Origin of the sequence: Anaerobiospirillum succiniciproducens DSM 6400, assembly GCF_000482845.1 — a bacterium.
Classification (GTDB): domain Bacteria; phylum Pseudomonadota; class Gammaproteobacteria; order Enterobacterales; family Succinivibrionaceae; genus Anaerobiospirillum; species Anaerobiospirillum succiniciproducens.
Genome location: NZ_AXWV01000023.1, coordinates 43,832 through 56,947 on the forward strand (window position 1 = coordinate 43,832; position 13,116 = coordinate 56,947).

General features: G+C 44.0%; 9 protein-coding genes. 5 read left to right on the plus strand and 4 right to left on the minus strand.

Annotated elements, in window-relative coordinates; all coding sequences use genetic code 11:
• Positions 1–246: 246 nt before the first annotated feature.
• Positions 247–1,170, plus strand: a complete 924-nt coding sequence (dnaQ, locus tag H524_RS16370; RefSeq protein WP_052338899.1) for a DNA polymerase III subunit epsilon — start codon at positions 247–249, stop codon at positions 1,168–1,170.
• 404 nt (positions 1,171–1,574) lie between these two features.
• Positions 1,575–2,168, plus strand: a complete 594-nt coding sequence (gmhA, locus tag H524_RS0103965; protein WP_027939289.1) for a D-sedoheptulose 7-phosphate isomerase — start codon at positions 1,575–1,577, stop codon at positions 2,166–2,168.
• Between the two features lie 266 nt (positions 2,169–2,434).
• On the opposite strand, the gene H524_RS0103975 is transcribed toward gmhA, so the two are convergent.
• The 3 genes from H524_RS0103975 to purM form a co-directional block, all read right to left on the minus strand.
• A complete protein-coding gene (locus tag H524_RS0103975; RefSeq protein ID WP_027939290.1) occupies positions 2,435–3,283 on the minus strand; it encodes a PM1101 family membrane protein in 849 nt (282 codons plus the stop codon).
• Positions 3,284–3,796: 513 nt separating this feature from the next.
• Positions 3,797–4,270 carry a hypothetical protein gene (locus H524_RS0103985; RefSeq protein ID WP_027939291.1) on the minus strand — a complete coding sequence of 158 codons (474 nt, stop codon included), beginning with the start codon at positions 4,268–4,270 and terminating at the stop codon, positions 3,797–3,799.
• 943 nt (positions 4,271–5,213) lie between these two features.
• Positions 5,214–6,266 carry a phosphoribosylformylglycinamidine cyclo-ligase gene (gene purM / locus H524_RS0103990; protein ID WP_027939292.1) on the minus strand — a complete coding sequence of 351 codons (1,053 nt, stop codon included), beginning with the start codon at positions 6,264–6,266 and terminating at the stop codon, positions 5,214–5,216.
• A gap of 567 nt (positions 6,267–6,833) precedes the next feature.
• Between purM and H524_RS14185 the strand changes: the two genes are divergently transcribed.
• Entirely contained in the window at positions 6,834–8,879 is a 2,046-nt protein-coding gene (locus H524_RS14185; RefSeq protein ID WP_044121451.1) for a DUF2066 domain-containing protein, read from the plus strand.
• 113 nt (positions 8,880–8,992) lie between these two features.
• Here H524_RS14185 and H524_RS0104000 read toward each other — a convergent pair whose 3' ends face one another.
• Positions 8,993–10,504, minus strand: coding sequence for a M48 family metalloprotease (locus H524_RS0104000; RefSeq protein ID WP_052338900.1), 1,512 nt, complete (start codon positions 10,502–10,504; stop codon positions 8,993–8,995).
• Between the two features lie 485 nt (positions 10,505–10,989).
• Here H524_RS0104000 and H524_RS16375 point away from each other — a divergent pair, with 485 nt between their 5' ends.
• Positions 10,990–12,720 (plus strand): AI-2E family transporter, encoded by a 1,731-nt coding sequence (locus H524_RS16375; RefSeq protein ID WP_052338901.1) that lies wholly within the window; start codon positions 10,990–10,992, stop codon positions 12,718–12,720.
• Between the two features lie 130 nt (positions 12,721–12,850).
• Positions 12,851–13,116: transposase (locus tag H524_RS0104015; protein WP_027939294.1), on the plus strand; the 266-nt coding region annotated here is incomplete at its 3' end.

Here is a 13,116-nt window from a genome sequence, read left to right on the forward strand (position 1 = left end):
CGTGGATTATATGGTTTTGCTGCCTACAGTATTGCACATTTTATATTACACACATAATAAGACATATTTTGCTCCCTTGCCTCACCATTTGCCCTCTAGGCAGAGGCATGTTCTTTCATAGACAAAGGCAAGCATAAGCTTATATAAGATGGATAAGATTGATGTTTACAGATCATGCAATGCTGATGTAGGCATTTGGTACAATACATCTGTACATTAAGTTATTTGCCAAGCTGCGGAGGCTTTGTGAAACGACAGGTTGCACTCGATACCGAAACTACAGGTAAGTCTGATGACGGAACTCCTGGAGATCACCGTATTATTGAAATCGGTTGTGTTGAGATCATCGATCGTAAGATCACCGGCCGACATTTACAGGTCTACCTAGATCCTGAACGTCCTATTGATGAAGAGGCAACCAAGGTTCACGGCTATACTTGGGACATGCTCAAAGGCAAGCCTAAGTTTTCTGATATTGCCCATGACTTTATTGACTTCATCCGTGGCTCTGAGCTCTTAATCCATAACGCTAAGTTCGATACTTCCTTTATGGATAAAGAGTTTTCTTTAATGGGTCTTACTGAAAAGACCACTGATATTGCTACAGTTACTGATACTGTTAGCTTGGCAAGAAAGCTCCACCCTGGTCACTTAGTTAACTTAGATAACTTATGTAACATCTTTGGCGTAAGTAACAAACACCGTGTACAACACGGCGCGTTACTTGACGCTGAGCTGCTGGCTGAAGTTTATCTTGCTATGACAGGTGGTCAGTCTACCTTTGACTTAAAGATCGAGAGTTCTAAAGGCACTAGCGGCACTTGGAAACGACCTCAAGGCTTTAAGTTTAAGGTCATGAATGTTGAAGACTGTCGCCACGCTAAAAACCTCTCTACCATGTTAAGTCTTGGTCAAGCGGTAAAAACTGGCGCTGATGAGAACGGCAATCCTCTTGCTGGCTCTAATTGGTCTAAAGAGTTCACCTTCCCTTATCTTGAAAAAGGTGAAGATGAAGGCAAGAAAGAATACAAAGCCCGTGTTAGTGCGCAAAAAGCCGAGCTAATGCAACGCTTCTTAGATGAAAAGCTCACCAAAGCCCTTGAAGCACTCGAAGCTGAAGATCTGCAGGCCTACAATGAGTGGAAGGCCCGCGTACTTGGCCAAGCTTAAGCTCTATAACTGTTATTAACAACCAATACCCCACACTGTCCTTAGCTATTGGCCGTGTATCACATTGCCTTAGCACTGTCCTTAGCTATTGGCCGTGTATCACATTGCCTTAGCACTGTCCTTAGCTACTAGACGTTTATCGAATTGCCTAGGCACTATCCTTAGCTATAGGCAGTTTATCGGATAGCCTTAGCACTATGCTTAGCTATAGGCTCACAAGAGCATTGTCTTGGCACTGCGCAATGAGAAAAGCGCTCATATGCATGCACTTTAAGTTAGTTGCATACAACTAACTAATGACCTTATACTTATCTCATTAGGATAATCATCTTAATGAGGCACATAATCTCTTACAAAAGAGAAGTGCAGGAATTTATCCAAGCTCATCACATGGAGACAAGACTTTGTCACGCATTGATTTTGATATCCGCAAAGATCTAGAAGAGTCACGCAACACTGTAGATAACTATCTCCAAAGTGAAGGTGCTGTAGAAAAGATTGAACAAGCTATTGAGCTGATGGCTCAGAGCATTAGTAATGGCGGTAAAGTAATTAGCGCTGGTAATGGCGGCAGCATGTGCGATGCCATGCACTTTGCAGAAGAACTAACTGGCCGTTATCGTGGTGATCGCCCATCACTGCCTGCTATTGCTATCTGCGATCCTAGCCATATCACTTGTGTTGGTAATGATTACGGCTTTGACTACATCTTCTCTCGCTTTGTACAAGGCGTAGGCGCTCAAGGTGATATCTTCTTAGGCATTTCTACCTCAGGCAACTCAAAGAACATTATTGAAGCCTGCAAGGTATGTAAAGACAAGGGCATGAAGAGCATTTGCCTCTTAGGTAAAGATGGCGGCACTCTTAAGGATATGTGCGATATCCCTCTGATCGTGCCACACAGTGGCTATGCTGATCGTATTCAGGAAGTACACACCACCATCATCCATATTTTCATTCGCGGTATCGAAGCTATCATCACTGATACCCACTACTAATGCCATCTAAGGCATATAACCAAAAGAGCCAGACTTATCCTTAAGCCTGGCTCTTTTGCTTTGGGCAGAGGTAAGCCCCATCTAATCTTTTGTATGGAGCATGGCCTTTAGACAAGCTACTTCTATCTAGACTTCACTTAGGCGCATAAGATGCCTCGTTTTATGCGTGGTTGCCATCAGCAGCAGCCTATTCATCGGCTGCAACCTATTCATCAGCTGCAACCTATTCATCGGCTGAAACCTTTTTATCGCCAGTAGCGAACCTATCATTGATCGGCAGCTGCGGCCTTTTCATCGGCGGTATCGGTTGTTTCATTACCCGGCTCGCCATCTTTCTTCTTGCCTTTCTTGATGACTAGCTCCATGCCTCCGCCACCAAGACGCACTTCCTCATAACCTTTAAACACGGCAATCACTAGCGCAAGACCAATTGCAGAAATCGCTGCAATTGCGGTTGCGGTTAGCGCAGCGCCTACTGTCCCCATCACTGTACCTGCAGCGCCCAAAGAGACGCCACCAGTAAAAGGAGCAAATAAGGCAGCTCCACTAATTACCAGAGCTAAGGTATTTAAAGAGGATGAGCCAATTGAGCGTAATGCTTTAAAGGAGGTATGCAACTTCTTACCCAGCTCACCCTTAACTAAGATACGCTCTGCACCGCTCTTTTGGGCTTCATTAAGTTCCTCTTTAGTATGCACAACGACTAAGGCACGGTTATCAGGAACAACCACGATGACTTCCTCAGCGTCGGCATCAACTGCACTTTTAGAGCGATCTTTTAGCTCAGAATCATGCTCAACCTTAACTTTCTTTACTTTCTTGGCAAAGCCAGATGTAATGTGATCACGTAAGTTGGCTGTACTTTTAGCAATCTTCTGTCCAAAGCCCTTTTCTTTAGCATCAGCTGCTGCATCTGCAACGATCTCACACTCTACTAACTCAATATCATCAGCTGCAGTACCTTGACTGCCACTATGATCCTGAGCATTTGCTGCATGATCTTGTTCTACCTTCTGATCCTCTGTATTTTCACTAGCATCTTTCTTGTTTCGACCAAACACTTTATGCAGTCTACTTTTAGCCTCTGCCGCAGAGGACTCTTGTGATTTTGGCATTAGCACCTTCCGTTGAACAAATGCTATACAAATTATTGAGCACTGCCCTTTTCACTCATCATTTTTAGGCTATTGTCTAGTAAAAGACTTAGCTTAAGCATAGCTACATAATATTCTATTGCATGGCATGCAACAGCAAAATAACGGCCTTCCATCGCCATAAGCACAGATGCAATGACGACAGTTACATGGAAGTACACTTGTGGTGATGATGCCGATCTTGCATAAGATCGTAGGGTTGTGATCTAGAGTTCTTAATTACCATCACTTATCATGGCATTCTTACAATAAATTCTGATATTAAGTTGCTTGCGATGGTATCACTTGATCATAAGATCTCAGTCTTGATCACAAGATCTATGTAGCCCACAAACTATTAGCGCCCACAACTTGCGTTGTGAGCGCTAATAAAGTCCCTATGCTTTGACTGTGCGAACAAAAAAGTAAGTTAACTAAGATCTTGGGTGATGATCCTCAGCTATAACTACAAGCCAATAAAATAGGCTTTCCTCTCTATGCAGTATGTACGCCCTTAGACTTATGTCTTTGAGGATTAATGGTATACATCGGGCAAACCCTTGGTCGACGACGAGGGATCTCAACATTATCTCCCTCAAAGCGAGCACAACGGTTCTTAAGATGCAGACTTTGCATTCCAGGATCAAAGTTTAAAACTAAGTAGCGACGTCGCACACGATTGACCATACCTGGTGACACGTTAGCAAAGCTAAGGTAGATAAGAGGCAACACGAATATTGCCATTAGCACAGGAAATACGAGCAATGCCGGCAGCAACACTTGAGGATAGTACACACAACCTAATCCTAAAATGCCAAACAGCACAACACAAATCCTAAGACGGCGGATGCTCTTACAACCATGATAAATACCTGATGCTAAAGGGCCTGATAAAACCATTTCTCTAGCATCTTCGTATAAAGCGAGAGCAAGGTCGGTGCTATTGGTGACACTCTTGTATCCAGACATATTCACCTCCGCTATTAACTAGCGTATATCCGCTGCACAAGTGTGCTTAGCTGAACTAATTCAGCGACAAAAGCGTGATCTTCAATCTGGCGTGACATTGATGACAGATGAAAATAGTGGGGTTAAATGTCATCTAAAAAGGTAAGGTGTTGATAGCTCTTATGATCTTCAAACTCCTTAATATGACTTACATAAGGCTATAGTGCTTAAGATCGCCAGAAACAAGAACATTACACTTAATGGCAAGATTATCAGAAATACTGAGCGTTTGCCCCCATCAAGCTCATAAAATGAGGCAATATAAAAGTTCTTTTGCTGAGTTTTGAGATCCAAGGCATGTAGATAGCTCACGATCTTAAAAAGTCTCAAGATCGTTTTTCAAGATCGTTTATTTTGATCTTTTAAGATCATAGCCATGATCCCTTATCAAGATCTGACCGATCAAGTCACCTATCATTTTGAGATCTCAAGATCTCAGATCTGACTTTAAGATCTTAGTTTTGCCTATATGTTTCAGAGATCAGAGCAAGATCACGTGAAAATATTTTCTAAGTTGTATTACAAGTAATTTAATATATACACATTTATGTTTACATTTTAAGATGATTTTCGAGCGATTAATGCACTTTTTAGAGCAATTTAAAGAGCACTGAGGTCAATTGAAGTCAGCTGCCTCAAGATGACTACTTGTTAACCGTAAAAATATAAAAAACGCTTATTTATGGGATTTTTAAAATTAGGAAAGTAAATATACCAACGCGGCTATTCGCTTATTGAAAAATGGCTTAGTTGCGCCTTTAGAGGGGATATTTATCGACTAGAAGAGGGGAGCTGATAGGGCAAATGCTATGAAAAGGGCATAAAAAAGGCTTTACCGCCGTTCAAAGCGAGTAAAGCCTATTCGTGCACACCTCCTGGCAAGAGTGTGCTTTATGTGTATAGCTTAAGCCTGCATGTTGAGAATTTCAACCTGCTTATCATCTGCATTAGCACGTGCGGTAATTTGACCAGCAACCCATGCCTTCTCACCAGCAGCGTTAAGAAGCTCTACAGTCTTATCAGCCTCAGCAGCATCTACGATCACAAGCATACCTACACCGCAGTTAAAGGTGCGATACATTTCGTAGGTTGAAACATTGCCCTTAGCCTTTAAGAAGTCGAAGATCTCAGGCCACTGCCAAGTTGCAGCATCGATAGTAGCAACAGTGTTATCTGGCAGAACGCGTGGGATGTTCTCCCAGAAGCCGCCGCCAGTGATGTGAGCCATTGCGTGAACATCAACATTCTTAATGAGGTTGAGCAGAGGCTTTACATAGATGCGGGTAGGAGCCATAACAGCATCAGCAACTGACTGACCTGATGGGAGCTTATCTGCATCTGGGTTTACGTTTGCAAGCTTTAAGATGTGACGGATTAAAGAGTAGCCATTAGAGTGTGGACCACTTGAAGAGATAGCAACGATGGTGTCGCCAGATTTTACCTTAGAGCCGTCGATGATCTTGGAGGCCTCAACTACACCTACGCTAAAACCAGCTAAGTCGTAGTCACCAGTCTCATACATGCCAGGCATTTCAGCAGTCTCACCGCCGACTAAAGCGCAGCCTGCCATTTCACAGCCATTAGCAATACCGGTTACAACAGAAGCAGCCACGTCTACGTCGAGCTTGCCAGTTGCATAGTAATCGAGGAATAAGAGTGGCTCTGCACCCTGAACGATAAGATCGTTAACGCACATAGCTACGAGGTCACGGCCTACAGTATCATGACGCTTAAGATCGATAGCCAGACGTAACTTGGTACCAACACCGTCAGTGCCAGAAACTAATACAGGCTCCTTGTAGCCCTGAGGAATGCGAGTTAAAGCACCGAAGCCACCTAAGCCGCCAATTACTTCTGGACGGGTGGTACGCTTAACAGGGCCCTTAATACGCTCTACCAGTTCCTCACCAGCATCGATATCAACACCAGCATCCTTGTAGGTTAAGTTCTCAGCCATTTTTTGCCTCAGTTACCTCAAAAACAAATGGATGCTTGATTATACAGGAAATCGCCCCATTCTCATCCTGATTAGCTAAAAAATGCCTTTCTAAGGCCTTTTTATGGCTGTTTTAGCGGCGATCTTTGCCTTAAACATCAGTTATTCAGGCGATCTTAAGGAGATCTTTTAACGATCTTAGAAACGATCTCATCTATGATCCATAAGATCTTATCTTCCACTGACAGGCATGTACCCATGCCTAAAGGGGCTTTTCTTTGAGTTCTTCTGTACCAAGCCATGAAGATCTTTTCTTAGGATTCTCATAGCCCATAGATCAGAATAATTAAGCATAGTGACTTAAACCACGCCATGCACTTATGCGCATGTGCTAAGATCACTAACTTCATCAATCACACATACACTTAGAACAGATCTTGCTATATCTAAGCTGTAACAATAGCTCTACAATGATCTTGATCTTTAAGATCTTAGATCACACAGACTCACAATCAGGCTAAGATCTTGTTTATGAGTCATGGCATGTCTGCTTTAGCAGGCACACTGATACTTAGAGGATGCATCTGAATGCTCAACAAAAAGTTTTCACTGCTTGCAGGTTCTGCAGCTCTCATGCTCGGCAACGTCTGCGCCATAGCACATGCCGCTGAGAACAATGTCACCATTAGCTCTGATCAAGGTATGCAGGCTGTACAAACTAAGGTTCAGCCTCGTAACTACACCATTAATATCGCTACCCCTGCAGCGCAAAACGCAGCTACAGCACCCGCACAATTAAACAGCGCCCAACCTGCTGCAGCTCAAGTAAACAGTGCTTCACCTGCTGCAGCTCAAGCTAAAAGTGCCCCAGTGAAAAGTGCTACAGTGAAAAGTGCCCCAGTAGCCGGCCAAGTTAAGCCTTATATTCCTGACGATGCACCTGTGGCCAAAGCTCCAGCAGCGTCTCCTGCACCTGCACCTGCAGCTGCCCCTGCCACTTTAGCTCCTGCACCCGCTGTAGCGCCTGCAGCTGCACCGCTGATTAGTGCACCGGCACAAACGATGGCGGCTCCAGCACCTGCTGCCAATGCACCTGCTGTAGCACCTGCAGCACCGAATGCCAATGCTCCGGCTCCAGCACCTGCTGCCTCGGCAGCGGCTGCGATTGCACCAGCTGCAAATGCAACTATTGGCAATGCAGCACCTCAAGGTAGCATCAATGCGCCTGCTGCTAACGCTCAGGCCCCTGTCCCTGTAGCAACTCGCGGTGGCCCTACTGTTACTGAGGATCTGCAAACTCAGAGCAAGACCGAAATTTCCAACCGCGCACAGGTAAATGATCAACTTTATCCTGCAACCAATAACCCAAATGGTCAGGGTGCATTTACTCCAGCTGAGCCTGGCTTTACCTTTGAAAACCAAGCTCAAGAGCAAAAGGCAGCAGATGGTGGCACTGGCAATCCAAATGATCAGATCCAAGAAGTCAGTGTCACTATGCTTACTGACTTTGACGCTGCTGTAGTCGAAGGCTTCAAGAGCTTAGAGAGCAGCCTTACATTAGGTATGGGCCGCTCAACTAATCTCACCATTGATGATGTTGCTCCTGCCTTACGTAGCTTCACCACTGATGCTGATGGCAACCTCGTGCTGCGCTTTAGCGTGCCTATGGCTCAGAGCATTATTAAAAAGAAGGGCACTCCATCATGGAACGGCCTGTCTAACCCTATCTTAGTATGGATGGCTGGTTTAGATGGTTCTAGCGGTGGCACTAATATGAGCCTCGTGAGCGGTCAAAACTTAAGCCCATTTGCCTCCGCGATCTTAGGCGCTGCTCCTGAGTATAAATACCGTATGATCTTCCCAGTCTTAGATATCGAGGAGATCCAAAAGGTATCGGTCAACACAGTATTAGATCATCGTGATGATGTGTTAGCTGCAGCCTCAGCTCGCTATGGTGCTGATTACTTCATTGCTGCTGCAATTAGTTCCGTGCCTAATGAAAGTGGCATGACCTTCAAGTGGAACCTCTTTTACAAAGACGGTACTTTAATTGCGCAGTCAGCCATTTCAGGTCTGATGGATGAGGTAGCAGCCTTAGGTGCCGGTGACATCGCCCGCGCCTTAATGACCTATCAATCCAATCAAACTGAGTCTGATGAGCCAAGCGCTTTATCTAAGAACAATGTAGATATCGACATGATCGGCCCAGGTGATGGCTATGTACGTATGCGTATTTCCAATGTACGTAGTTTGCAGGATATTAAAGAGATCAGAAATATCTTCATCACTTATGGTTTTGACGGCGATACTCGTGTGATCGGCTTTGACAATGGTCTTTTAGTCTTTGAAGTTGCTACTAACTCAGAGCCAGATAACCTTGCTGCTACTATGCGTCGCTCTGGTGAGTTTAAGTACTTAGCCCCATGGACTTTCGACTTTGTTAAGAATGTATCAGTGCGCCCAAGCAACGATACTTTTGTGGGCACTTCCACTGATGTTCGTCCAAACAGCCGCATCAATCCTGACTTAGTCCGTCCAGCTCATCCATCCAACATACGCAAAGACAGTGAGGTGGGCGTTGGTGATGGTTTACCAAGCCGTAGCACCCCTGCTATTCAGGGCGCTGATATGTAAGCACACACCCTTGACGCTAAACAAAGCATCTAAACGAAAAACCCCGCATTGCGGGGTTTTTCATTATGTCGCTATACATTGCGAGGTAGTACGGCTATATGCTCATTGCATCTTTAGAGGCCCTTAATGAGCTCTTCATCAAAAGAACGCTGTATCACGATTTGAGAGACACGTGCCTTAATGCGCTCACGAGTGAGTCTATCGCTACATTCTTGTAAGGAACGGTTATACATACCAATAGCCTGTGAATAGCCGCCACTGATTGCATAGAGCTCGGCACGTGATTGCATTGCAGAACACTTATCATTAAGTGCTGAATATGCCTTCTCAATTAAAGAGACCGCCAAAGCATCATTTGGCTTGTTACGTAGATACTTATCTAAAATGTTCTTAGCCTTGGCAAACTGATTACTCTCTATATAGGCATAGGCTAAGTTAATCACTACAGCCTGATTATTTGGTTTGTAGCGATAAGCCTGCTGCAGTCTTTCAATAGCAGCGCCACTATTACCATCCTTAAGATCGATATCAGTTTTTACATCAAGCACGAAGATGTTGTTTTGTAACTTAGATGGCAGATGAGTCAAATATGATCGTGCTTCATCTAATTGCTTGAGCTCCAAACAAACTAAAGACAGGGCATAATTCTGATAGACCGCTGAATTATGCTCGCCATTTTGCATGAGAGCTTGCTTAAGAGTTTTTAATTGCTGCTCTCCTGATACTCCACTATATCTAACTGCCACACGTGCTCTTGCCATGTCGTAATCAGGATTTTGCGAATAGTTACGACGCTCATATTGAGTCACACGGTTTTGCGCCTCAGCTAAACGGATATCATTAAGCGGGTGATCGATAAGTAAGGTAAATGCTGGATTAATATTACCTTGCTGTGAGAGCATGGTTCTAAAGAGGTCAACCGTACCCTTAGGATTGAGTCCTGCCTTATACATAAGACTAATGCCTACACGATCAGCCTCATACTCATTATCACGAGTGAAGTTGATGCGGCTTTGCATTTGTGCACCCACAGCCGTAGTCATGGCTGCCACACCGAAAGCGGGATTAATAATCGACATGGCCACCGCGCCGATGATACCTGCTGTTGACAGGCGTGAAGATGCAGTAGCTAATTCGACAAAGCGGGCAATATGTCTTTGGGTTACGTGGGAGATTTCGTGGGCAATAACCGAGGCAAACTCATCTTCAGTCTTGGCGTAGTTAAACAAACCAGTGTTGATTGCAACTTTACCGCCTAAGAATGCAGATGCATTGAGCGTGTTGTTTCTTACCATGAAAAACTCAAATGGAAAGTTCACGCCATCTGCATGAGCAAGCAAACGATTACCAAGAGAGGTCACGTACTCGCTCATCACCGGATCATCGAGCACATTCATATTGCTACGAGCAGTACGCATAAAGAAATCACCAATGGCCATTTCTTTTTGTACGGAGATACCCATTACGCCGGCTGTACCGATCTGAGGAATAAGGATTTCGCTTTCGTTGGCATAGGACACGTTATAAGCTCCACCTGATAACAGCACCACAAGTGCTGCAGCAGACAGACTTTGTCCAGCCTTTCTTAAAATGCCTTTACGGCCTGATAAATAACGTTGCTGCATAAGCAAATCCTAATATCAGCTTATAAATGATCCCGCTTAAAAAAGAAAGCGCTCTGCCCAAAAGTTGACTCCAGTCTACTTTAGAGAACATAACCATGGTGTCACTAAACTGTGCTAATAAAACATACCGCAAAGTCATAGTTAAACACCACATCATTGTACCTACACATGCTTAGCTTAGCTTTAGCATGCATCAAGCAAGAGCAATTAACAGCAATAAAAATAAGTTAAAGGCTTTGTGCTCCCTAAAAAAGGCTACGCTTGGGCTCAATTGTCAGGTTGGATATGAGTCGGGGCTTAACAAGCTTAAAGAAATGAGTAATTATTTGTCTTAGAGTTCTTAGAAAGCTAGGATTTATCAGATGGCTACGCTAGACTATGTTCCTGTTAAGATTAATTATCATTTCACAGCCTATCAGGGCTATTTATCAACAACCATGCGCTAGCTCTATTGTTGTTGAAAAACTAGAGGCCAAAAGCTCGGCATGTTATCTCTCTTAAAGCATTGGTATCAACGACACTTCTCACAGCCTGGCACCATTGAATTTGCAGTAGTGCTCATAGCTACATTTATCACTGTCTACTACTTTATGTGGCTCGTAGGCCCATTAGTGGTGGCTCTGTGTCTAGCATTCTGTCTAGACTGGCCAGTTGAAAAACTCAAAAGACGCTTTGGTATCGGACGCAAGATCGGTTCATGCATAGTCATGACCATCTTTAGCTCCTTCTTCATCACCATATGCGTGTTAGTAGCTCCTAATGTGATTAAACAGGGTGCTGAGCTTTATAACTCGATTGTATCGTTTAGCACTGTAGATCCTGAAAAACAGGCTGTATATGATCAGCAAAGCTTTACTGGCAGCATCTTAAGTGGCTCAGAAAATAAAACGAATGCTGTTGATGACAAGACCCAATCTCTTGCTCAAAGCATGGCAGATGATCCTGCTCAAAGCATGGCAGATGATCCTGCCCAAACTGCACATGAAAGCACTCTAAATGCACAAGTTAATACCTCGCAAGAGAGCAATAATAGCGATAACAAAGATGTAAGTAATGCCAAGGAGGATACAGCGCATAGCACTCCTCAGGTAACCCCTGATACCACCATCATTTACATCTCCAATACTGAGCAAGATGGCGCTAAGCATGTAGCAAGTGCACATGGAACAGAAGTTCAATCACACCAAAACACTGCAGCTAATAGCACTCATACCTACACTAATCCTGATGGCTATCAGATCAAGTTCATCAAAGGTGCTAACAATACGCACTCTCTAGGCACTGTGACTAGTAGCGATGGACAGATAAACCTCACTGTTAACGATTTTGATATTCGTGTGGCACATGAGCTTAATGAAGTCTTAAACAACTTACCTGAGCCAATGCCATCCATGCTCACAATTGCAACTTTAGAGGAGTATGTCAGCCGTATTCGTGTAGCAGCTACCAATAAGATCGCTGACTTAATGAGAACACAATTGATGCCATCAGTTGTAAACGCCTTTACTTGGCTCGTTTACGCCATCATTGTGCCTATCTTTACTTTCTTAATGCTCTACAACAAGAGACAACTACAAAAGCGTGCACTGACTTTCATTCTGCCAAACAATCAGCAGCTGATGCGTCAGTTCTGGCCAAGCATGCAAGCCCAGATCTCAGGCTATATTCGTGGCAAGATCCTGCACATTGTCATCATTGCTGCAGCTAATAGCGTGGCCTTTATTCTCATGGGCATGAACTACGCGCTCTTGCTTGGCGTAGGCGTTGGCTTATCGGTGGTGATCCCTTATGTAGGTGCAGTAGTAATTGCAGTGCCTGTAGTTATGGTGGCTGTATTCCAATTTGGCTTTAGCCCAGAGCTCTTATGGGTTTTAGTTATCTACACTGTTATTCAGCTGTTAGATAGTAACGTACTTACCCCTATGCTCTTCTCTAAGGCAATGAACTTAGATGCTTTCTCCATCCTCTCTGCCATTTTAATCTTTGGTAATTTATGGGGTTTTTGGGGAGTGTTCTTCGCTATTCCACTGGCTACTTTTGTCAAAACACTGATTACAGGTTGGCCGAATAACGACCCACATGATGAATTTGGCAACCCGCAAAAAGCTGAGGATGCAGCACAAGAAGCGGTACTTACTTTAAGAGAGATAGGCATTAAGAATATTGAGAAGAACTTTTCTGAGCCAGATAAGTCTAACGATAAGGATCGTATCTAATATTCTTTCTTCTTCATGAACAAAAAAAGCGCCTGTAACCCTATGTGTTAATCTAGTTTTCAAGATGACCTTTTGGTTTCACCTTACGAAACTATTATAATAGGGCGGATTTCCTTGTGAGGTTTTCCCTATGACTTTTTCCAATGAGTTTCGCGTTAAGGTTGTTACTGATGCGCTCTCAGGCAAGCAGGTAAATGAAGTGGCCAAAGAGCATTGTGTATCTGATCAGTCAGTACGCAACTGGCTCGCTGACCCCCAAATTCTTGCTACAGCCATGTCTGTTAGCAAAGATGCTGCTTCTCAAGAAGATCTGAAATCTTCTGCTCCAGGCACTCTCACCGATGAAGGTGCTCTCGCGCTGTATTTGTTGTCTAGAATCGAGGGTTTAGACTGCGG